A 21860-nucleotide genomic window follows, 5' to 3' on the forward strand; every position below is an offset into this window, starting at 1 on the left:
TACTTAACTACGATGGTAAACGATCTCAGATAAATTGTTCAACGTATGAAAGTTTATATCTTTATTAAACATTAAGGAAAAATACTCCCAGTCTCCCCGTCCCCCCATCCCCCCGTCCCCCCATCCCCCCATCTCTCTAAACTCAGTTGAAAACTGCTGTAATCCCTTCTATGCTGGAGAAGATAATGTAAATAGGGAGTTTTTCTCTTGGAAAACAGAGAACAGTTTTGGTCTGAGGTTTTAGTCTTCTGTCAAAAGACAACAGAGGCGATCGCAGAGACTTTAATGGAAAAAGCAGGGAATGTGTCCCCCACCAGCAAAGAAGACGGATCTTTAGTAACAGAGTCCGATCGCTGGGCCGATAAAACCATCCGAGAAGCGATCGCAGAACAATTTCCGGATCATGGTATACTGACAGAAGAAACCAGTCATATTTTTCCCGAACAGGACTGGTGTTGGATAGTAGATCCCATCGATGGAACCACCAACTTTACTAGAGGAGTCCCCATCTGGGCTATTTCTCTGGGCTTAACCTATCGGGGAACCCCCGTCTTTGGTTTTGTTTATCTTCCCCCCCTAAAACAGTCTTTCTACGGTTATTGGTACGGGGAAACAGGGTTAAGCGGACCAACTGGGGCCTATCGTGATGGTCAACCCATTACTACCTCTGATGATACCCCCAGCAAAAGTCATTTATTCAATCTTTGCGCCCGTAGTATAAAAATATTACAAAAACCTTTCCCCTGTAAAATTCGCATGATCGGCGTAGCCAGTTATAATTTATTATTAGTAGCGTCTGGAGTTGCCGTGGGCGGAGTAGAAGCAACCCCGAAAGTGTGGGACATTGCCGCAGTTTGGGTCATTGTTCAAGCAGCCGGAGGGACGTTTATTTTCTTAAAAGATCCTCGACTTTTTCCCTTGACAATTGGCACAGATTATGGTAGTAAATCTATTCCTTCTTTAGTTGTTAATCAGGAAAGATTTGTCCTATTATTGAAACCCTTAGTAGAATGTATTTTGTAGATGCTGGAAAGAAAAAGTATTAAATTATTAACAGTGGAATTGTCCTATTTAGAATGGAAAGAAGGGGCAGAACCATTATTATTATTACATGGTTTAGTGGATCATGCTCTTGTGTGGTCAAATTTAGGGGATTATTTAGCCAAAGATTATCATATTATTGCCCCGGATCTACGAGGACATGGAGACAGTAGTAAGCCAAACAACGGTTATAAATTTAGCGATTATATAGCTGATTTAAACGAATTCATGGATTATTTGGGCTGGGAATCTGCTCATATTGTCTCCCATTCTTGGTCAGCAAAACTAGCAGCTATTTGGGCAACCCAGCAACCAGAAAGATTCAAAGATTTGGTATTAATTGATCCATTTTTTATCGATAAAATGCCACGATGGTTTAAACTTACTTTCCCCATTCTCTACAAAACCTTGCCCTTTTTAAAAGTAATTGGACCCTTCGACAGCTATGAAGAAGCAGAAAAATTAGCCCGTGGTTTGAAACAATATCAAGGATGGACTCTCTTGCAAGAGCAAGTATTTAAGTTAGGAATGGAAGAAAAAGAAGCAGGAAAATGGGGCAGTAAATTTATTAAACAAGCGAGGGATGAAATTTTTGAAGAAGTAATGAAATATGCAGGGCTTACCGAAGATATTAATATTCCTACATTATTCATTAAACCAGAAAAAGGATTGAATCGAACCGCTTGGCAACTTAAACCCTATAAAACCTATTTGAAACAGTTAGAAATCGCCGAAGTTCCCGGAAATCATTGGGCTTTTTTAGTGGAGCCAACCCCTTTTAATGAAACTGTTGAAACCTTTTTAGCAACGGATAATGGATAATTAATTAATATTGTTATTTCTGGGAACTAATCAGGGTAAAATAGATATGAATATAAGAATTTTCCCTAACTTAAGAATAACAAGAGGTTGAATAGATACCTATGGCCACAGTTTTGATTGTAGAAGATGATCCTATTAATCTTCGTGTCTTCTCAAAAATTCTCACCAAACGAGGGGGTTTAAGCGTCAAAGGTACAGAAGACGTAGACGAAGTAATGAGAATTGCCCGACAGGGGGAAGTAGATATTATTCTCATGGATGTTTCTCTGTCTCATAGCGTTTATCAAGGAGAAGCGGTTGATGGGATCAAAATCACTCAATTTCTCAAAGCTGATCCCACCACTGCTAATTTACCAATTATTTTAGTCACGGCCCATGCTATGGAAGGCGATCGAGAACATTTCCTAGAAAAAAGTGGGGCTGATGTTTACATCTCTAAACCAGTTGTAGACCACGAAAAGTTTGTTAATAAGGTGTTAACCACTATTAGTAACTATCAGAAAAATTAAAGTTAATTATTTCTTGTTTGTTGTTGATCCTCTGTCGTCATTCAAGAGTCTTTTTCTAGTTGAGCAAGAATACCTTGCATCTGAGGGGTAGTAAAGAAAGTTTGTGTATCTTTAATTAACTTTTCTCCCCAAAGATTGTCTTTAAGGTGTTGTATTTCTCCATAATTACTATCTAATTCCAGGGCAGCTTCTCCCAATTTAAGCCCCTCTTCTTTTTGTCCTTGAATATATAAAGCAACCCCCAAAGCAAGTATAGGTTCTGCTTGTTCTTCATCAATTTCTAGAGCTTTTTGCCAATGTTCGATCGCAGAGGAAATATTACCTTGTTCGTACTTAATTAAACCAATATTATTCACCGCCGGCCAAAACTCTTCTTGTTGAGCAACTGCCTTTTGATAGACAGCGATCGCCTCTGCCATACGGCCTAGTTTAAAATAAGCATTTCCTAAGTCAAACTGAGCAGAGGGAACATCGGCTTTAATTTCTAATCCTTCTTCCAATGCCGTAGCTGCTTGCTGATACTTTCCTTGTTGAAAATAGGCATTACCCAAAGTAAATTTAATCCCTACTTCTTCTGGTTCTAGGACTAAAGCTTTTTCTAAAGCCTCCACACCTGGTTCCAATTCTTGTTTGATAATATATAAAGTTCCTAAAATAAACCAAGGTTGATATTTATTTGGGGCTAACTGAACAGCTAATTTTGCCCGTGATAACGCTAAATCATGTTGTTGAAAGCGGATCAGTTGGGCTGCTTCTTCAGCCACTTCTAAGCCTTGTTGTTCGAGTTGTTCGCTATTGAGTTGAGGGGTATAAGGTAAAAGCATTTGTCCCATAACAGGAACACTACACTGCCAAACTCCCACACTCACCAATAAAGAAAGTAACCAATTACCTTTAAACACAGTTTGTTCTCTAAGTTTGTTTAACATTATCCATCCTTACCTAGTGTAGAGGAAAAAAGAAACCTTTAGTGGCAGTAATAAGTTTTTCCATCTCCCCACACTCCCCATCACCCCATCACCCCATCACCCCATCACCCCGTCACCCAGTTTGGGATTTTTTATATTCAATCAAGGTTGCAGTTTGGCCTTGCCATTTTGTGAGCCAATATTTCACTTGACCCATAATTTGGGCAAACTTGCCTAAAATACAAAAGAAAGCGTATAAGCGACTTTGAGCAGGGGTATCGCCACAAGTAGAACGATAGCCATAAATACGCCATCCTAACACGGGAGAACCTATCAATAAGAAGAGAGTTAAGCCCCTAGTCCACCATGCTAAACCCAAGGCTATTAGAGGTAAAATCAACCCCCACAACCAATTACTAATCCCTTGACGCATCATATATTTTTCGGGGGTCAAACCGTACATAGCCATGCCTTGAGCGATCGCCCAACCACTTCGGATCATACGGGACCACCACTGACTAAACCGAGTCATGTCTGCATCGTGGGCAGTCATTTCTTCATCCAAACGCCAAATTTTCCAACCCTGGCCCCGCAAACGGATACACATTTCTGGTTCCTCCCCACAGATTAAGCTATCGTTAAAGCCCTCAACCTGTTGTAAGGCTTTAACCCTAATCAAAGAATCACCCCCACAAGCTAAAGCTTCTCCGATGGGGGTATTCCATTCGAGATCCGCTAAACGGTTATAAGGGGTGGCATCGGGAAATTTTTCCCGTCTTCTCCCAGAAACTACGGCTATGGTGGGATTATTTTCTAACATTTCGGTTGCTTTTTCTAACCATCCAGCCATGAGGGTACAATCTCCATCCATGAATTGAATGTAAGTTACGTCTGGATGTTCTTTAAGCAGCCATTTCCATCCTGTATTACGTCCTCTGGCCGCCGTAAAGGGGCGATCGCTATCAAGAGAAATAGCTGAGACTCCTAGAGATTTTGCCGTTTGCACACTGCCATCTGTTGAACCAGAATCTATGTAAACAATGGCAGTCTGCTCATAATTTTTAGTTTCATCGAGAACAGATTTTAGGCACTCAGTTAATCTTTTGCCTTCGTTTCTTCCTATAAGAACAATTCCTAATTTACTCATTTATTTTAAAAGGATAATAACAATAATGCACTGTATTTTATCATAAAGTTAGTTTTAAATGTTTCTTAACTTAAGACATGACCAGTTTCTGATAGAGTTAAGCATTAATAGAATCGAAGCATTATTAAGTTATGAGTGAATTAGTTGCGATCGCTTACGATGACGAATTCAAAGCCGAAGAGGTACGTCTTACCTTAGCTAAAATGCAGAAAGAGCATCTCATTGAACTCGAAGATGCTGCCATTGTTATCAAAAATGCTGAGGGGAAAGTTAAACTCAACCAAGCTATTAATTTAACTGCTGCTGGTGCTGCTAGTGGTAGTTTTTGGGGACTTTTAATCGGGACTTTATTTCTTTGTCCCATCGCAGGTGTTGCTATGGGTGCTGCTGGTGGTGCCTTGAGTGGTGCTATTAGTGATATTGGGGTTGATGATAATTTTATGAAAGAGTTAGGAGAAACCCTAACCCCAGGATCTTCTGCCTTGTTTGTTTTAGTTAGAAAAGTAACTCCAGATAAAGTTCTTGAAGAAATTGCACCCTTTGGAGGCAAAGTGTTAAGAACTTCATTGAGTAAAGACGACGAAACTCAATTACAACAAGTCCTGGATAATAGAGGAATTAAAGCAGAAGAAATTACCGCTTGATAAGTCATTATCTCCCGTTATCAATGGATAATTGACATCCTCACCGTCCTAAGCACCTAGCGGAGGACGGTAATTCTATTAAAACCGACAAATTGAATCAGTTTCCATGGGACAATTCAAGTAATTAAGTGGGTTATTAGCAATGTTGAGATGGGTTACTTGGGTTAAATTTTTCAGTGAGGAAGTATCTTTAATTCGGTTATTATTGAGTTGAATATAAGATAATTTAGGAAGGAAAGATAAAGGAGTAATATCCACGATAGTATTATGAGATAAATGGACTTTTTCTAAATTTAAAAGATTAGATAAGGGACGAATATCCTTGACTAAATTGTTATCGAGTATCAATAAGTTTAGTTGGGATAATTTCTCTAAAGGACTTAAATCATTAATGCGATTATAAGGAGCCATAAAAACTTTCAAGTTTTCCAGATTTTCTAAACTACTAATATCCTCAATTTTATTTTTCATTAATGAGACTCCTATTAATTTATCTAGAAGAGATAAAGCGGAAATATCAGTAATTTGATTATTATCAAAGATGATAGCTTCTAAGTTTTTTAGGAAAGCGATAGGACGAAGATTAACTATCTTATTGTTGGGAAGATAAAGATGGGTAAGATTCTTTAATTTTGCTAGAGGTTTCAGACTACTCACTTGATTATTCCACATCCAAAGTGTTTCTAATTTTTTCATATTAGCTAGAGGGCTAATATCACTAATACTATTATTGGATAATTCTAATTTTTCAATTCTTTTTAAGTATGATAGGGGAGTAATATCTATTATTTGATTATCAGCTATGTATAATTCGGTGATTTTTTGAAAGGAAGATAATGGGGTTAAGTCTTTAATTTCTGTAGCTGATAAATCTAACTTATCTAACTGTGCTAGATGACGGGCAGCTATTTCACAGTCAGCATTTCTAGCTTTTTCTAATAAAATTGATACGGTGTACTGCGCTTCTTCTGATAGTCTTTCTTGATTTAAACATAACTCTGTAAACGCTGTCGTTGCATTTACAGATGTGTGATTTAGCCAAGTTTTGCTTAAGATAAGAAAGAATAATAAACCAAATAAAAATTGAAATATACGAGAAGAAATAAGAAATTTTTTGAAACTTGACATGATATAAATATCCTTGTATATCAGTAAAAATAGAAAATAGAAAACAGCAACCGTATAACCCCTACTATAACACGGGTACTATACCAGCAAATAATTTATATTATGCAGTGATCTAGGTACTCAATTTTGTTGATTTTGGTCACAAGTTTGCAGTGTCTGTGACTTGATGAAGATTTTTCTCAATAAAAGTTAATTTTAATGACAATTCTGGGAACAATAAAACTGTAAAGAAATATAATAGTATAAATAACTAATGATCAACAAAGATGGGCAGAAGCCCCAAGAAATGATCGCGCACTTCTGGAAAACACTGGATCTCAGAAAGAAAACCACCTTAGTAGCCATAACCATGAGTACCCTACCGGTACTACTCATCGGTTCAGTATCCTATTACTTTGCTAATCGTAGTATCACCCAACGCATTACCGAGGAACAAGCGGCTCAAACCTTTGATATGTCAGATAAGGTAAAGCGTTCTCTGGAAGAACGCTACGTGGACATCAAACAGATGGCCAATTTATCCATTTTTGCCGATCCTAGACTGAGAAAAATCGCTACACCAGAAGAAAAGGATCGAACTCTGCAACAAATTATGGAGGCTTCTGAGGGACTGTATAATTGGACTTTGGATAAAAAACAATTGTTAGCGTAAATTTTACGCTAAACATATCTCCAGAGCTAAAATAGAGAATTAAGGTGATTTTAAAAACTCTCTTTCCATCTTTTTAGGGGATTTTAAATATTAAATAGCTTCATTCAGTTTCGGTTCCAATATAGATATCTAAGTAGCTTTCCGTTAGAGATTGAATGACTCGTTCTAATTCATCAATGAGATTTCTTCTAGTGAGTTTTTCTACAGCATCAATATGAGCAGAACTTCCGGCTCGTCCTAAATATTTATATTTGGTTTTTTTCTCATTATTAGTGGCCATAGGAAAAATTGATTCAGCAGCCTGTAGTTTATAATACCAGTAGATTGTTCCCTTTCCATTAACCTGATAACGAATAATATGACAATTATCTGGTGCTACTTCCCCTTCCCGTTCAATTTTCTTTATTTTCTGTTTAAGAGAGCGAATTAGACTCTTAATTTGTTTGGCTCTCAGGTGGACATCTTGACTGGTCTTAAGTTCGGAATGTGATGACATTAGCCTTAACTGTAACAAACAACCTCTTTTGATGTTAGCGTATATATTCCGCTAATTTATAAGGTAATAAATTTTAAAAATGACCAAAAATGAAACGGCTACGTCTGTCGAGGAATTCCTGGTGTGGAGGTCTAACCTCTTCCAAGGACTAAAAGCTAGAAAAGAAACTATTATAGAATTACTCGATGCCCTCTCCAGTAACCAACAAGCTCACTCAGTCGTTGAATTGTCTCTCAATCCTTTATTTAGAAGAGATTATAACAGTTTATATAGAGGAATTCAATAGTTTTTACCCACTCAAACTGACCCTAATTATGAACAGAGAATTGAGACTTTATTTTCAGCGGTATCGAGAACAATTCCTCCCACTTCAAAACATTATAACTTATTTGGTATTGACACAACTCCCTGTCCACGACGGTTTGCCGAAACGTTAGCGGATAAAACCTTTATTCATTACCCCAATCCAGTTAAGGGAAATAAACCCATTAATATTGGACATTGTTATTCCGTTGTCTGCGCTTTACCTGACCAAATAGACACAGAAAAAGTCCCTTGGGCTGTCCCCTTATCAGGAGAGCTAGTCCCCTCTAAACATAAAGGAGTAAATCAAGGCAATCAACAACTAAAAAAAATCTGGCAAAGTTCTTTATTTTCTGATAAATTATCTGTCTTAGTGGCTGATAGTGACTACAGCCAAAAGGATTTTATTGGGGAACAAGTTAAGCATGAAGACGTAGTTACTATTACAAGAGTTAGAAGTGACCGAGTTTTTTATCGTCAATTTATTCGGGACCCAAATCAAGCCAAAACTTCGGGACATCCCCGTTGGTATGGGGATAAATTTGACCTTAAAGATGACCAAACTTGGACTGAACCTGATGAAGTTCATCATGTTCCCTTTACAACGAAAAAAGGTCGTCAATTAACAGTGACTATTTCGGGATGGAAACAGATGTTAATGAGAGGAACTAAAAACTATAAAATGAACAATCACCCCTTTACTTTACTCCAGATTGTTGTCAGAGATCAAGAAAGAAATAGTATTTGGAAACCTATGTGGCTTATTGTTATTGGTTCTCGGCGCGATGAGTTAAGTTTAGTTGATTGTTATCAGTGTTATCGACAACGTTATGACATGGAACATCTTTTTCGATTTGGTAAACAAAGATTATTGATGACATCCTATTTAACTCCCGATGTACATCATGAAGAAAATTGGTTTAAACTAACACTTCTTTCTTATGTAAATTTGTGGGCTGCCAGAAAATTAGCTGTGGTTTTACCCCGTGATTGGGAACAGTATTTGAAGACTAATAAATCCATCAAAATCACCCCTAGTCTAGTTCAAAGAGACTTTTCAAGAATAATTACGACCTTGGGGACTTTCGCCAAATTTCCCAAACGTCGAGGTTTTTCTTCCGGACGTATTAAAGGTTACAAAAAAGCCCCACGAACTCGTCATGATGTTATCAAGAAAGGGAGCAAAAAATCAACTAAAAACTTAAAAGCTCCTTAGTTTTCCTCAGAATCTATAGATTAGCCCTATTTGTCAGCCAATTTTATTGACTGATACAGAGCCGATATTTTGGGATTTTAGTTCAGCGTAAAATATACGCTAACAAACTTTTTTTGTCCAAAGTCCAATAAATGAGGATGTTATTGATATGCTGACTTTTGTTACTTTCCATGTTGATTCTAGTAAAGAAACAGCTAAAAAGATATACAATCAAGATAATAAGGATTTTCGTAATGACTACAACTATATCTTATTAATTAACTTATTATTTCGTTCTGTTTCAATTTTCCATCCTAATTGTCGTAAAGTGGTTTTAACTGACATGAATACCCGATTAGCAGGATTGGAAGATGATATTGAAGTCTATCGTACCTCCTTAGATCCTGAATCAATTATGTTTAGTCGTCTAGTTGCCCAATTTAACTATGTAAAAACGCAACAAATTGACTCAGATATTATTTTAATTGATTCAGATATGTTAGTTAATGCTAATCTAGAACATCTTTTTGAAGAAGATTTTTCCGTTGCCTTAACTTATCGATATTTAGAAGCAGTGAAAGATATGCCAATTAATGGTGGTATTATTTTCCTCTCAAGAGATAGAAAACAAGAAGCAATCAAATTTTTAGAAAAAGTCTATCAAATTTATCAAGAGAAATATTTAAAAGATTACCAATCATGGTCGGGGGATCAGTATGCTTTAATCGATGCAATTGGTTTTGATAACTTTAATTCTAGACAATCTGATGTAATGCTAGTTGATGAGCAAAAAATAAAATTACTTGATTGTGAAATTTATAATTTTTCCCCCGATAGAAATCCCAATTCTATTGTGAGAGAACATAAAGACAAAGTAATTCTTCATTTTAAAGGAAGTCGAAAAAAAATAATGCCTCTGTATTGGCAAGCTCATTTATCTAACAAAGAAAATTTTAACCTGAGCAGATTATTGATAACCCTAAAAACTACACTAAGCCTTATTATTAGTTGGCTATGGGCGAAGTGGACGGGAGAAAATTACCCATCAATCAATCAGTTCTTTATAACATATAAAAGAGACTTTAAAAATTGGATAAAAAGAGCTATTCAAGTGTATTGAAAAACATGATTTTGAGGTTAAAATGATTCTTTACGTTTCTGAAAATTTAGTTGCTTTGAATGGTGTAGGTCAATCAGGTATTGATGTTTTAGTAGCTTTATTAGAAAACGACAAATCTGTTACGGTTTGCACCAAAGAGGCCAATATGATTCTTCCTAACATAACTCACTTTTCCAAGAATGTACCAACTTTAATAGATTATTGTCATAAAGTGCCTTTTCAAAAAGGGATTAAGCGCACTTTACCTCGCCGAATTTTACAGTATCTAAAAAAGAGAAATAACTATCAAAATTTTCTTAGTCAAATCCAAAATTTATATCCTCATCTTTGTGTCATAAATAGTTTAGCAAGTCATAAAATGTGGATGTCAATTAGAAAGAATCTGGCAACTAACCCCAAATCAGTTTTAATTGTTCGTGAATCCCCTCGACATTTTAAACAACCTCATCCTCGTTCTTTAGAGCATGTAATTGGGGATATTCAAAACTACTCATACTTGATGTTTGTTTCATCTCATTGTCGAGATGAATGGGCTAAATTAGCTGATCTCAATGGAAACAAACTACTATATATTCCTAATTGTTGTCGAGAAGATTTAGTAGAACAACTTAGAGTCCAAAATCGTTTAACTATAAGAGAAAAATTGGGATTTCCAAAAAATGAATTAGTCGCTGTTTGTGTTGCTAGTCTCCAGCCCCGAAAAGGACAGGATATTCTCATAGATGTTTTTCCAGAAATACTTTCTATCATACCTAATCTTAAGTTATATTTGATCGGACAAACCTGTTATGACAAAAATTGGACAAACTCTTTACTTAATAAAATTGCTTCTAATGATTGGGGAGAGCATGTGGAATATTTAGGTCCAAAAGAGAATGCTTTGGAGTTTATCTATGGAGCAGATGTTTTAGTCTTACCTTCAAGGGCAGAAGCGATGCCAAGAGTTATCTTAGAAGCAATGGCTTTAGGGACTCCTGTTATTGCTTCAGATGTAGATGGGGTATCAGAATTAATCGAAAATGGCAAATCAGGTTTTCTATTCTCCCCAACAGATACCCCTAGTCTTGTATCAGCTTTTCATGCTTGGAAAAATGAGTTGAATAATATTGATTGTATAATTGAAAATGCTCAACAGAAATACTGGGATAATTTTTCAAGAAAACAACAAATTCAACGCTATCAACAAGCAGTTAGTTATATGTTAGCTAACTGAGTTTATCCAAAACATTATATCATGAGAAACCCTATATTTTCTTTACCTATGGTTTACCTAATGAGTCCACAAAAAACTTTGCCATTAATAATATGAAACGTCAACTTAAGCAGAATAAAAACAGTAACTTATTTTTATCAACTGAAAGTAGACAAAAAATTCTTGAAAATCATGTTATCTTAGTAGAAGTATATTTTAAGCTACTAAAAGAATGAAATAGGATATGGTCAAAATTTTTCTCTTTATCGGTTCAATTTTAGCTGGTTTATCCGTGGCAGGAGGTGCATTTGCTAGTCACGCTTTGAAGGATAGACTAAGCGATCGCTTTCTAGAAATATTCGAGACAGGGACAAAATACCAAATGTATCACGCCTTAGCTTTAATTTTGGTGGCTTTACTGTTAAATAGCCAAGAAAATACCCCAATAACTATGGTTGGTGCAGGATATGCTTTTATTATCGGTATTTTAATATTTTCAGGCAGTCTTTATGCCCTTAGTTTAACAGGGATCAAATGGTTGGGGGCGATCGCTCCTATCGGTGGGGCGGCCTTGATCATAGGTTGGCTAAGTTTGGCGATCGCAGCTTGGGGGATAAAGTAAATTAAAATTACATATTTTTACGGTACTGTTCCCTCTAAGATGATAAACTGACCTATTAGGCACAAAAGTTTTGATATTCTATGGTCTAGGCAGTCCCAAAACTTGTTACTGTTGCCTGAGATCAGCAAAGTTATTTATTAGAGTCAGTATGAAAGTTATTGTTATCGGCGGTGACGGTTATTGTGGTTGGGCAACCGCCCTACATCTTTCCAACCAAGGGTATGACGTTGGTATTCTCGACAACTTAAGTCGACGTTATTGGGACTCTAAACTAGGAGTAGATACCCTAACCCCCATCGCCCCCATTCAAAAACGCATTAAACGTTGGCAAGAGTTGACAGGGAAAACCATTGACTTATTTGTGGGGGATATCACTGATTATAGTTTTTTAAGTCAAACTTTACGGCAGTTTGAACCAGAGGCCATCGTCCATTTTGGAGAACAACGATCGGCACCTTATTCTATGATCGATAGGGAACACGCGGTATTTACCCAGGTTAATAATGTGGTGGGAACCCTGAATATTCTCTACGCCATGAAAGAAGACTTCCCAGAAGCTCACCTCGTTAAACTGGGAACAATGGGAGAATATGGGACACCCAACATTGATATCGAAGAAGGGTACATTACCATTGAACACAATGGCCGCAAAGATACTTTACCCTATCCCAAACAACCCGGTAGTTTCTATCATTTGAGTAAAGTCCACGATAGTCATAATATCCATTTTGCTTGCAAAATTTGGGGGCTACGAGCCACTGATCTAAACCAAGGGGTGGTTTATGGGGTATTGACTGAAGAAACGGGTATGGATGAAATGCTCATTAACCGTCTAGACTATGATGGTGTCTTTGGTACGGCGTTGAACCGTTTCTGTATTCAAGCTGCGATCGGTCATCCTTTGACGGTGTATGGTAAAGGTGGACAAACCAGAGGCTTCTTGGATATTCGTGATACAGTACGCTGTATAGATATTGCCATTAAAAATCCTGCTGAAGAAGGAAAATTCCGTGTCTTTAACCAATTTACTGAACTATTCAGTATTAAAGACTTAGCTGAAATGGTACAAAAAGCGGGACAAGCGATCGGCTTAAAAGTGGAAATTGATAACTTAGATAACCCCAGGGTTGAATTAGATGAACACTATTTTAACGCTAAGAATACTAAGTTATTAGATTTAGGTTTACAACCCCATTATCTGTCTGATTCTCTTCTGGATTCTTTGTTAAATTTTGCTGAAAAATACAAAGGAAGGGTTGACAAAGAGCAGATTTTACCTACAGTTTCTTGGCATCGGAAATAATTGCTTATTCAGTTATGGGGTGGTCATTTACCCACCTCATAACTGAATTTCATCAAAGTAGCAAATGACACTAACTCTATACAATACCTTAACCCGCAAAAAAGAACCTTTCACCACCATTGAACAAAGAAAAGAAGCCAGAAAAAATAAGAATTTTGCTGAAAGCGATCGCATTCGAGATCAGTTAAAAGAACAAGGTATTATATTAGTGGATCAACCTGGAGGGGTGACAACTTGGCACCGTAGTTAGGGGAGACTGGGTGACTGGGGGACGGGGAGACTGGGGAGTGTGGGAAGAAATTTATTGTTTTTGAGTTGATTAGGATTGAACTTTTTATGAATAATTATCAGCAGTTATTAAGCATTCAGACAAGAGGAAAAGATTTTCATCGTCTTACCCGTGACGTTGAAAATGTTGTTAGTAAATCAGGAATTTCAACGGGTTTATGTACTATTTTTGTGCGCCATACTTCCGCTTCTTTACTTATTCAAGAAAATGCTGATCCCGATGTTTTAGTAGACTTAGCAAACTTCTTTTCTAAGCTAGTCCCTGAAGATTCTAAACTGTATATTCATAGTGCCGAAGGTGATGACGATATGCCGGCTCATATTCGTTCTATGTTAACAAAAACTTCGGAACAAATACCTGTTTCTAATGGTAGATTAGTGTTAGGAACTTGGCAAGGTATTTATCTCTGGGAACACCGTCAACGTAGTCATCACCGAGAGATTGTTATTCATATTAATGGTGACTAAGCGGCGATCGCATAATACCATTGCAAATGTCGCATAAAAAAATTGTATTTCAAAATAATTTATTTAAGTTTTTATACAAATCATACCGTTTTGGGAGTGTCAAAAGTTATGATGAGGAACTACGCGATCGCCTGTTTTTGCAACACTACCCATATTTTAGATGGGTTTACCCTGTACTCAAACGCCGAAATATAAACGTAATTGCTCCCCGCTGATATTACGCACTTTGGCAATAATTTTGTTATCAACTTTAATTAATCCAAACATTCTATCAGTATCAAACGAGAGATCACTGACTTGTAAATCTTGTAATTCAAATTGATCTTCTTCGGGATTGAAATCAAGAATTAAATCTGTTCCTTGTGCTTTAGACAACACAAAGGTATCATTCCCTGTACCACCACGTAGACGATCACTTCCTTCTCCACCATCAAGATAATCATCACTAGAATCTCCAATTAAGTAATCATTTCCTTCATTACCAAACAGAGAGTCATTATCATCACCACCACGAAGGTAATCACGGCCAATTCCTCCCAGAATGTGGTCATTACCCTCATCTCCATAGATTCGATCATTTCCTCTACCGCTATTCACCCAATCATCTCCTTCTCCTGAACGAATCAACTCTCCTTTTTGTCCCCCTGAAACCGTATCATTTCCAGCACCCGCATCAATTTTAATATTCCCCCCTAAGTTATTTATTTGATCATCTTTATCGGTTGCAACAATATTTCTGTTTGTCATTCCTTGACCAATTAAGTTTATGCTATAGGTACTTTCGTCTTGGTCATCACTATTAATAATTAAAGTGGCCATTCTAGACTGAATCCCTCCAGGTTTAAATTCAATAGTAATTGTAGTTGTACTTCCAGCCGATAGAGTATTAATGGTTGGTGATGTGATTTTGAAGTCAGAAGCATTTGCTCCCGAAATAGCCATATTAGTAATATTTAGGTCGGCATTTCCTATGTTTTTAATCGTTAAAATTTGACTAACCATACCTGAATTTACATTGATTTTACCAAGATATAAAGTTGATTTATTAGATATATCGTTGTTTCTTTGCTTAATATGAATTATTCCACTTGTTGGGGTTTTATTTACGTCATCAACCGTGATAGTAAATGGTTGACTATAGGTGAGAGTTTCGCTATCTTCCGCTGTGATGTTAATGTTTATAGACGGCTCATCTTCAAAGTCTAATGCTTGATTAGCTTTTAATTTTAATTGTCCATTTACTACTTCAAAGAGATTATCATTAACTGTATAAGTAACTGTGTCACCATTATCCACATCGGTAACGGAAAGATTACCAATCACTTCACCACTAGCATTTTCATTGACTGATTGATTGTCTAATATAACATTTGTTGGGGCTTCATTTATATCATTAACCGTGATAGTAAATGGTTGACTATAGGTGAGATTTCCGCTATCTTCCGCTGTGATGTTAATGTTTATAGACGGCTCATTTTCAAAGTCTAATGCTTGATTAGCTTTTAATTTTAATTGTCCATTTACTACTTCAAAGCGATTATCATCAATGGTATAAGTAAATGTGTCACCATTATCCACATCGGTAACGAAAAGATTACCAATCACTTCACCACTAGCATTTTCATTGACTGATTGATTGTCTAATATAATATTTGTTGGGGCTTCATTTATATCATTAACCGTGATAGTAAATGGTTGACTATAGGTGAGAGTTTCGCTATCTTCCGCTGTGATGTTAATATTCAGAGACGGCTCATTTTCAAAGTCTAATGCTTGATTAGCTTTTAATTTTAATTGTCCATTTACTACTTCAAAGCGATTATCATCAATGGTATAAGTAAATGTGTCACCATTATCCACATCGGTAACGGAAAGATTACCAATCACTTCACCACTAGCATTTTCATTGACTGATTGATTGTCTAATATAATATTTGTTGGGGCTTCATTTATATCATTAACCGTGATAGTAAATGGTTGACTATAGGTGAGATTTCCGCTATCTTCCGCTGTGATGTTAATGTTTATAGACGGCTCATTTTCAAAGTCTAATGCTTGATTAGCTTTTAATTTTAATTGTCCATTTACTACTTCAAAGCGATTATCATCAATGGTATAAGTAAATGTGTCACCATTATCAACATCGGTAACGGAAAGATTACCAATCACTTCACCACTAGCATTTTCATTGACTGATTGATTGTCTAACGTAATATTTGTTGGGGTTTCATTTACGTCATTAACCGTGATAGTAAATGGTTGACTATAGGTGAGAGTTTCGCTATCTTCCGCTGTGATGTTAATGTTTATAGACGGCTCATTTTCAAAGTCTAATGCTTGATTAGCTTTTAATTTTAATTGTCCATTTACTACTTCAAAGCGATTATCATTAACTGTATAAGTAACTGTGTCACCATTATCCACATCGGTAACGGAAAGATTACCAATCACTTCACCACTAGCATTTTCATTGACTGATTGATTGTCTAACGTAATATTTGTTGGGGCTTCATTTATGTCATTAACCGTGATAGTAAATGGTTGACTATAGGTGAGAGTTTCGCTATCTTCCGCTGTGATATTAATGTTTATAGACGGCTCATTTTCAAAGTCTAATGCTTGATTAGCTTTTAATTTTAATTGTCCATTGATTACTTCAAAGCGATTATCATTAACTGTATAAGTAAATGTGTCACCATTATCCACATCGGTAACGGAAAGATTACCAATCACTTCACCACTAGCATTTTCATTGACTGATTGATTGTCTAACGTAATATTTGTTGGGGCTTCATTTATGTCATTAACCGTGATAGTAAATGGTTGACTATAGGTGAGAGTTTCGCTATCTTCTGCTGTGATGTTAATGTTTATAGACGGCTCATTTTCAAAGTCTAATGCTTGATTAGCTTTTAATTTTAATTGTCCATTGATTACTTCAAAGCGATTATCATTAACTGTATAAGTAAATGTGTCACCATTATCCACATCGGTAACGGAAAGATTACCAATCACTTCACCACTAGCATTTTCATTGACTGATTGATTGTCTAACGTAATATTTGTTGGGGGTTTATTTATGTCATTAACAGTGATAGTAAACAGTTTATTATAGGTTAGGTTTCCGCTATCTTCTGCTGTGATATTAATATTAACAGATGATTCATTTTCAAAGTTTAAGAATTCCCCTGATTTTAATTTTAACTGTCCATTAACCACTTCAAAGCGATCGTCATCTAAAGTATAAGTAAACGTATATTCGTTATCAACATCACTAGTATCAAGATTACCAATGACTGCACCTGTTGCATTTTCATTGACTGATTCATTATCTAATGTAATATTGGTTGGAGATTCGTTGACATCATTTACACCAATGGTTATCTCTTCAAAATAAGAGCGATTACCACTATCTCTGACGGTAAGGTAAAATGTTATTTCAGATTCATTTTCAAAATCCAAAGCTTGACCTGCTTTAAGCTTTAATTGATTATTAGTTATTTCAAAACGGTTATCAGGAATAAAGCCATTACCATTTTTCTCCTTGGTATAAACTTGTAGATAGGTAAATGTTTCATTGTGATCTTCATCAACAACAGATAAATTGCTAATGACACCACCAATATTGTTTTCATCAATTGATAAATTATCAAAAAGAATATCTGTTGGAGCTTCATTTAGATTATAAATAAATACGGTTTCAGTGAATGAGACATCAGGGGTATTACCAATCCCTTGCTCATCAACTTCAATCGTCACATCAAAACGATTACCATTGACATTTTCTTCATAATCAAAGGTTTTACCATCTTTATTTCTAACCCAGATTCCGCACTTCAAAAACTAGCATTAAATACTACAAGCCTGGGGTTAATAATTAAGTATAATTGCTTAAGCTCTTGAAGACAAAAAAGTGGGATAATTGCTTAAGTTGTTTCCTCTGTAAAAAAAGAGCGAAAAATGTCTTATTTAGAAGAAATACAAGTTAAAAATTTAGACCATTTAGGGATTGGACTTTGGATAAAAAACAATTGTTAGCGTAAATTTTACGCTAAACATATCTCCAGAGCTAAAATAGAGAATTAAGGTGATTTTAAAAACTCTCTTTCCATCTTTTTAGGGGATTTTAAATATTAAATAGCTTCATTCAGTTTCGGTTCCAATATAGATATCTAAGTAGCTTTCAGTTAGAGATTGAATGACTCGTTCTAATTCATCAATGAGATTTCTTCTAGTGAGTTTTTCTACAGCATCAATATGAGCAGAACTTCCGGCTCGTCCTAAATATTTATATTTGGTTTTTTTCTCATTATTAGTGGCCATAGGAAAAATTGATTCAGCAGCCTGTAGTTTGTAATACCAGTAGATTGTTCCCTTTCCATTAACCTGATAACGAATAATATGACAATTAGCTGGTGCTACTTCCCCTTCCCGTTCAATTTTCTTTATTTTCTGTTTAAGAGAGCGAATTAGACTCTTAATTTGTTTGGCTCTCAGGTGGACATCTTGACTGGTCTTAAGTTCGGAATGTGATGACATTAGCCTTAACTGTAACAAACAACCTCTTTTGATGTTAGCTTATATATTCCGCTAATTTATAAGGTAATAAATTTTAAAAATGACCAAAAATGAAACGGCTACGTCTGTCGAGGAATTCCTGGTGTGGAGGTCTAACCTCTTCCAAGGACTAAAAGCTAGAAAAGAAACTATTATAGAATTACTCGATGCCCTCTCCAGTAACCAACAAGCTCACTCAGTCGTTGAATTGTCTCTCAATCCTTTATTTAGAAGAGATTATAACAGTTTATATAGAGGAATTCAATAGTTTTTACCCACTCAAACTGACCCTAATTATGAACAGAGAATTGAGACTTTATTTTCAGCGGTATCGAGAACAATTCCTCCCACTTCAAAACATTATAACTTATTTGGTATTGACACAACTCCCTGTCCACGACGGTTTGCCGAAACGTTAGCGGATAAAACCTTTATTCATTACCCCAATCCAATTAAGGGAAATAAACCCATTAATATTGGACATTGTTATTCCGTTGTCTGCGCTTTACCTGACCAAATAGACACAGAAAAAGTCCCTTGGGCTGTCCCCTTATCAGGAGAGCGAGTCCCCTCTAAACATAAAGGAGTAAATCAAGGCAATCAACAACTAAAAAAAATCTGGCAAAGTTCTTTATTTTCTGATAAATTATCTGTCTTAGTGGCTGATAGTGACTACAGCCAAAAGGATTTTATTGGGGAACAAGTTAAGCATGAAGACCTAGTTACTATTACAAGAGTTAGAAGTGACCGAGTTTTTTATCGTCAATTTATTCGGGACCCAAATCAAGCCAAAACTTCGGGACATCCCCGTTGGTATGGGGATAAATTTGACCTTAAAGATGACCAAACTTGGGCTGAACCTGATGAAGTTCATCATGTTCCCTTTACAACGAAAAAAGGTCGTCAATTAACAGTGACTATTTCGGGATGGAAACAGATGTTAATGAGAGGAACTAAAAACTATAAAATGAACAATCACCCCTTTACTTTACTCCAGATTGTTGTCAGAGATCAAGAAAGAAATAGTATTTGGAAACCTATGTGGCTTATTGTTATTGGTTCTCGGCGCGATGAGTTAAGTTTAGTTGATTGTTATCAGTGTTATCGACAACGTTATGACATGGAACATCTTTTTCGATTTGGTAAACAAAGATTATTGATGACATCTTATTTAACTCCCGATGTACATCATGAAGAAAATTGGTTTAAACTAACACTTCTTTCTTATGTAAATTTGTGGGCTGCCAGAAAATTAGCTGTGGTTTTACCCCGTGATTGGGAACAGTATTTGAAGACTAATAAATCCATCAAAATCACCCCTAGTCTAGTTCAAAGAGACTTTTCAAGAATAATTACGACCTTGGGGACTTTCGCCAAATTTCCCAAACGTCGAGGTTTTTCTTCCGGACGTATTAAAGGTTACAAAAAAGCCCCACGAACTCGTCATGATGTTATCAAGAAAGGGAGCAAAAAATCAACTGAAAACTTAAAAGCTCCTTAGTTTTCCTCAGAATCTATAGATTAGCCCTATTTGTCAGCCAATTTTATTGACTGATACAGAGCCGATATTTTGGGATTTTAGTTCAGCGTAAAATATACGCTAACAAACTTTTTTTGTCCAAAGTCCAATGATGATCGGGCTATGCTCTTAAATACAACAGGTAAAAAAGTCGCTATTTTATATCCTTGGGGAGATATTTTAGAGCGAAAAAGTGGGGCAAGTAAACGAGTTGGTCTACTCATTGATTATCTCAAATCACAATCTTATCAAGTTTGGTTATTCACCACAGGGGATGCTAAAGACTTTAGAGAAGATGGCGTACACTATACCTATTATCAACAAGCTTATGAAGATTATTGTTTAGTGAATGATATCTATAAAGATGCTTATCAATCTTGGTATGATGTTTTAAATTCTAATAGTGATACTTTAGAAAATAACCAAGAATCTGAGCATTGGTTACCTTGGATATATTATCAATATCGTTTCGATTTAGGATTTATTAATTGGGTTAAAAAATTAACAGAATGGGCAGATACAGTGATATTAGAATATCCTTTTTGGGGTTCAACTGTCGGAGATATTTGTCATCAATCTAAAACTCAATTAATTATCACAGCACATGATATATTAGTTCAACAACTTGACGAAAATACCTTAATAGGAAAGATTGCTTTAGCCGAAGAAATTAAAGCTTTGAAACAAGGGGATCATCTTATCTCTGTTTCTCAAGATAATCAATCTTTTTTAAGACAGCATAAACTATCTTCTATACTCGTTCCTAACCCAGCTAATATAGAGGAATGTAGTGACGAAAAATTAAGAGAAGATTCACCATTTAAGACTATAGAAAAACCCTTTTGCTTATTTGTAGGTAGTCGCCATGATCCCAATATAGAGGCAGTGGAAGTTATTCAGCAAATAGCCAAAGATTTTACATTTCAGTTTAAAGATTTTACATTTCAGTTTATTGTGGTGGGAAGTTGTTGGGAACCCGAAGAAAACAATAATTTTATTGCCCTCGGAAAAGTCAGCGATCAAGACTTGGCATGGTTATATCATCATGCAACCCTAATTCTAGCACCCCTCCTCTCAGGCACAGGAACCTCTCTGAAGACAGTTGAAGCTATGTCCTATGGAAAAGTTCTTTTAGGAACCAGTGTCGCTTTTAGGGGCTATCCTGTGGAGTCTGACAAAGAAGGTATTATCTGCGATCGCCTAGATGAATATGTTCTTTTAATTGCTAACCTATTAAAAGATGAAAATAAACTTCAAGAAATGGGAGAAAACGCCAAACAATTTGCTAAAAAATATGATTATCGGCTCTTATATTCTTCCTATCATGATCTTATTGAAAATCAACTTTAGTATAAATTTCTCTGGGGTAAATTTGAAAAGGAATAGAAGTTAAGGAGAAGATAGTATTTTCTCCTTCATATTCTGAAAAAATCCACTTATTGGGTTCTGTTTTATAATAATGATCTAGATGTATTTTATCTTGAGCAATGAGAATATACTCTTGAAAAGTAGGAATAGTTCTATAAGCAGCAAATTTATCACCAATATCATATTTTTTAGTAGAGTCTGATAAAACTTCTGCAATAAATAAGGGGTTAATAATGGTATCTTTTCTTCCTTCTTGTAATTTTATTTTACCTTCAACTACCATTACATCAGGATAAGCATAGATGCGCTTTTCTGGTATCCAAATACGTTGATCAGCAACAAAAACCCGATAGGGTTGTTTCATCAAAGCAAAATTTAGAGAACCACTTAAAATAAGACAAATTTGATTATGGTTAGGAGTTCCACCTGTCACGCTAACAATTTCTCCATTAATATATTCATGACGATTTTCTGAATTAATCTCTAATTCCAGGTATTCTTGAGGGGTATAATATTTTTTTTCTTGTGCTTGCATAATTATTAATCATTAAACAATGAACAATGGATAAGTTGAATAT

The 21860-nt window shown here is 35.8% G+C and carries 18 protein-coding genes and 3 pseudogenes; 14 read left to right on the forward strand and 7 right to left on the reverse strand.

Annotated features, from left to right (window positions below; all coding sequences use genetic code 11):
• The first annotated feature begins 207 nt into the window (after nt 1–207).
• The 3 genes from CWATDRAFT_RS03920 (at nt 208) to CWATDRAFT_RS03930 (ending at nt 2372) form a co-directional block, all read left to right on the forward strand.
• Nucleotides 208–1023, forward strand: coding sequence for an inositol monophosphatase family protein (locus tag CWATDRAFT_RS03920; protein ID WP_007303768.1), 816 nt, complete (start codon nt 208–210; stop codon nt 1021–1023).
• Nucleotides 1024–1863 (forward strand): alpha/beta fold hydrolase, encoded by an 840-nt coding sequence (locus CWATDRAFT_RS03925; RefSeq protein ID WP_007303769.1) that lies wholly within the window; start codon nt 1024–1026, stop codon nt 1861–1863.
• A 101-nt stretch (nt 1864–1964) separates the two neighbouring features.
• A complete protein-coding gene (locus CWATDRAFT_RS03930; RefSeq protein WP_007303770.1) occupies nt 1965–2372 on the forward strand; it encodes a response regulator in 408 nt (135 codons plus the stop codon).
• A 41-nt stretch (nt 2373–2413) separates the two neighbouring features.
• On the opposite strand, the gene CWATDRAFT_RS03935 is transcribed toward CWATDRAFT_RS03930, so the two are convergent.
• Nucleotides 2414–3301 (reverse strand): tetratricopeptide repeat protein, encoded by an 888-nt coding sequence (locus tag CWATDRAFT_RS03935; RefSeq protein ID WP_007303771.1) that lies wholly within the window; start codon nt 3299–3301, stop codon nt 2414–2416.
• 112 nt (nt 3302–3413) lie between these two features.
• Nucleotides 3414–4427 carry a glycosyltransferase family 2 protein gene (locus CWATDRAFT_RS03940; RefSeq protein ID WP_007303772.1) on the reverse strand — a complete coding sequence of 338 codons (1014 nt, stop codon included), beginning with the start codon at nt 4425–4427 and terminating at the stop codon, nt 3414–3416.
• Between the two features lie 131 nt (nt 4428–4558).
• On the opposite strand from CWATDRAFT_RS03940, the gene CWATDRAFT_RS03945 reads away from it, so the two are divergent.
• A complete protein-coding gene (locus CWATDRAFT_RS03945; protein ID WP_007303773.1) occupies nt 4559–5071 on the forward strand; it encodes a DUF1269 domain-containing protein in 513 nt (170 codons plus the stop codon).
• Between the two features lie 78 nt (nt 5072–5149).
• Here the strand turns inward: CWATDRAFT_RS03945 and CWATDRAFT_RS03950 are convergent, their stop codons facing one another.
• The gene (locus CWATDRAFT_RS03950) at nt 5150–6199 is read right to left on the reverse strand and encodes a leucine-rich repeat domain-containing protein (protein ID WP_007303774.1); all 1050 of its coding nucleotides are present in this window, start codon (nt 6197–6199) and stop codon (nt 5150–5152) included.
• Between the two features lie 286 nt (nt 6200–6485).
• Between CWATDRAFT_RS03950 and CWATDRAFT_RS03955 the strand changes: the two genes are divergently transcribed.
• Nucleotides 6486–6851, forward strand: a complete 366-nt coding sequence (locus tag CWATDRAFT_RS03955; protein WP_157134037.1) for a hypothetical protein — start codon at nt 6486–6488, stop codon at nt 6849–6851.
• A gap of 100 nt (nt 6852–6951) precedes the next feature.
• Here CWATDRAFT_RS03955 and CWATDRAFT_RS03960 read toward each other — a convergent pair whose 3' ends face one another.
• Nucleotides 6952–7347, reverse strand: a complete 396-nt coding sequence (locus tag CWATDRAFT_RS03960) for a hypothetical protein (protein ID WP_007303776.1) — start codon at nt 7345–7347, stop codon at nt 6952–6954.
• Nucleotides 7348–7426: 79 nt separating this feature from the next.
• Here CWATDRAFT_RS03960 and CWATDRAFT_RS03965 point away from each other — a divergent pair.
• The 7 genes and pseudogenes from CWATDRAFT_RS03965 (at nt 7427) to CWATDRAFT_RS03995 (ending at nt 13838) form a co-directional block, all read left to right on the forward strand.
• Nucleotides 7427–8866: pseudogene (locus tag CWATDRAFT_RS03965) on the forward strand (NF041680 family putative transposase).
• A gap of 148 nt (nt 8867–9014) precedes the next feature.
• On the forward strand, nt 9015–9965 hold the full coding sequence (locus CWATDRAFT_RS03970; RefSeq protein ID WP_007303778.1) for a hypothetical protein: 951 nt from the start codon (nt 9015–9017) through the stop codon (nt 9963–9965).
• A gap of 22 nt (nt 9966–9987) precedes the next feature.
• Nucleotides 9988–11178, forward strand: a complete 1191-nt coding sequence (locus tag CWATDRAFT_RS03975) for a glycosyltransferase family 4 protein (protein ID WP_007303779.1) — start codon at nt 9988–9990, stop codon at nt 11176–11178.
• Nucleotides 11179–11401: 223 nt separating this feature from the next.
• A complete protein-coding gene (locus CWATDRAFT_RS03980; protein WP_007303780.1) occupies nt 11402–11779 on the forward strand; it encodes a DUF423 domain-containing protein in 378 nt (125 codons plus the stop codon).
• 148 nt (nt 11780–11927) lie between these two features.
• Nucleotides 11928–13082 carry an NAD-dependent epimerase/dehydratase family protein gene (locus CWATDRAFT_RS03985; RefSeq protein WP_007303781.1) on the forward strand — a complete coding sequence of 385 codons (1155 nt, stop codon included), beginning with the start codon at nt 11928–11930 and terminating at the stop codon, nt 13080–13082.
• Nucleotides 13083–13200: 118 nt separating this feature from the next.
• Nucleotides 13201–13332: pseudogene (locus CWATDRAFT_RS03990) on the forward strand (CysS/YqeB C-terminal domain-containing protein); the annotation flags it as partial.
• An 86-nt stretch (nt 13333–13418) separates the two neighbouring features.
• The gene (locus CWATDRAFT_RS03995) at nt 13419–13838 is read left to right on the forward strand and encodes a secondary thiamine-phosphate synthase enzyme YjbQ (RefSeq protein ID WP_007303783.1); all 420 of its coding nucleotides are present in this window, start codon (nt 13419–13421) and stop codon (nt 13836–13838) included.
• Nucleotides 13839–14015: 177 nt separating this feature from the next.
• Here the strand turns inward: CWATDRAFT_RS03995 and CWATDRAFT_RS04000 are convergent, their stop codons facing one another.
• Together CWATDRAFT_RS04000 and CWATDRAFT_RS04005 are read right to left on the reverse strand one after the other, a co-directional pair.
• Nucleotides 14016–17678, reverse strand: coding sequence for a choice-of-anchor D domain-containing protein (locus CWATDRAFT_RS04000; RefSeq protein ID WP_007303784.1), 3663 nt, complete (start codon nt 17676–17678; stop codon nt 14016–14018).
• Nucleotides 17679–17981: 303 nt separating this feature from the next.
• On the reverse strand, nt 17982–18377 hold the full coding sequence (locus CWATDRAFT_RS04005) for a hypothetical protein (protein ID WP_007303072.1): 396 nt from the start codon (nt 18375–18377) through the stop codon (nt 17982–17984).
• Nucleotides 18378–18456: 79 nt separating this feature from the next.
• Between CWATDRAFT_RS04005 and CWATDRAFT_RS04010 the strand changes: the two are divergent.
• Together CWATDRAFT_RS04010 and CWATDRAFT_RS04015 are read left to right on the forward strand one after the other, a co-directional pair.
• A pseudogene (locus CWATDRAFT_RS04010) lies at nt 18457–19896 on the forward strand (NF041680 family putative transposase).
• Between the two features lie 141 nt (nt 19897–20037).
• Entirely contained in the window at nt 20038–21264 is a 1227-nt protein-coding gene (locus tag CWATDRAFT_RS04015) for a glycosyltransferase family 4 protein (RefSeq protein ID WP_007303786.1), read from the forward strand.
• On the opposite strand, the gene CWATDRAFT_RS04020 is transcribed toward CWATDRAFT_RS04015, so the two are convergent.
• Entirely contained in the window at nt 21245–21817 is a 573-nt protein-coding gene (locus CWATDRAFT_RS04020) for a Uma2 family endonuclease (RefSeq protein WP_007303787.1), read from the reverse strand. The genes CWATDRAFT_RS04015 and CWATDRAFT_RS04020 overlap by 20 nt on opposite strands.
• Nucleotides 21818–21860: the final 43 nt, after the last annotated feature.

Origin of the sequence: Crocosphaera watsonii WH 8501, assembly GCF_000167195.1 — a bacterium.
GTDB classification, from domain to species: Bacteria; Cyanobacteriota; Cyanobacteriia; order Cyanobacteriales; family Microcystaceae; genus Crocosphaera; species Crocosphaera watsonii.

What these genes read in the sequence shown, in the direction of transcription:
- CWATDRAFT_RS03925 (WP_007303769.1), top strand. Translation starts at nt 1,024, where the DNA reads ATGCTGGAAAGAAAAAGTATTAAATTATTAACAGTGGAATTGTCCTAT.
- CWATDRAFT_RS03935 (WP_007303771.1), bottom strand. Translation starts at nt 3,301, where the DNA reads ATGTTAAACAAACTTAGAGAACAAACTGTGTTTAAAGGTAATTGGTTA.
- CWATDRAFT_RS04015 (WP_007303786.1), top strand. Translation starts at nt 20,038, where the DNA reads ATGCTCTTAAATACAACAGGTAAAAAAGTCGCTATTTTATATCCTTGG.
- CWATDRAFT_RS04005 (WP_007303072.1), bottom strand. Translation starts at nt 18,377, where the DNA reads ATGTCATCACATTCCGAACTTAAGACCAGTCAAGATGTCCACCTGAGA.
- CWATDRAFT_RS03930 (WP_007303770.1), top strand. Translation starts at nt 1,965, where the DNA reads ATGGCCACAGTTTTGATTGTAGAAGATGATCCTATTAATCTTCGTGTC.
- CWATDRAFT_RS03980 (WP_007303780.1), top strand. Translation starts at nt 11,402, where the DNA reads ATGGTCAAAATTTTTCTCTTTATCGGTTCAATTTTAGCTGGTTTATCC.
- CWATDRAFT_RS03945 (WP_007303773.1), top strand. Translation starts at nt 4,559, where the DNA reads ATGAGTGAATTAGTTGCGATCGCTTACGATGACGAATTCAAAGCCGAA.
- CWATDRAFT_RS03960 (WP_007303776.1), bottom strand. Translation starts at nt 7,347, where the DNA reads ATGTCATCACATTCCGAACTTAAGACCAGTCAAGATGTCCACCTGAGA.
- CWATDRAFT_RS04020 (WP_007303787.1), bottom strand. Translation starts at nt 21,817, where the DNA reads ATGCAAGCACAAGAAAAAAAATATTATACCCCTCAAGAATACCTGGAA.
- CWATDRAFT_RS03985 (WP_007303781.1), top strand. Translation starts at nt 11,928, where the DNA reads ATGAAAGTTATTGTTATCGGCGGTGACGGTTATTGTGGTTGGGCAACC.
- CWATDRAFT_RS03940 (WP_007303772.1), bottom strand. Translation starts at nt 4,427, where the DNA reads ATGAGTAAATTAGGAATTGTTCTTATAGGAAGAAACGAAGGCAAAAGA.
- CWATDRAFT_RS03995 (WP_007303783.1), top strand. Translation starts at nt 13,419, where the DNA reads ATGAATAATTATCAGCAGTTATTAAGCATTCAGACAAGAGGAAAAGAT.
- CWATDRAFT_RS03975 (WP_007303779.1), top strand. Translation starts at nt 9,988, where the DNA reads ATGATTCTTTACGTTTCTGAAAATTTAGTTGCTTTGAATGGTGTAGGT.
- CWATDRAFT_RS03955 (WP_157134037.1), top strand. Translation starts at nt 6,486, where the DNA reads ATGATCGCGCACTTCTGGAAAACACTGGATCTCAGAAAGAAAACCACC.
- CWATDRAFT_RS03970 (WP_007303778.1), top strand. Translation starts at nt 9,015, where the DNA reads ATGCTGACTTTTGTTACTTTCCATGTTGATTCTAGTAAAGAAACAGCT.
- CWATDRAFT_RS03950 (WP_007303774.1), bottom strand. Translation starts at nt 6,199, where the DNA reads ATGTCAAGTTTCAAAAAATTTCTTATTTCTTCTCGTATATTTCAATTT.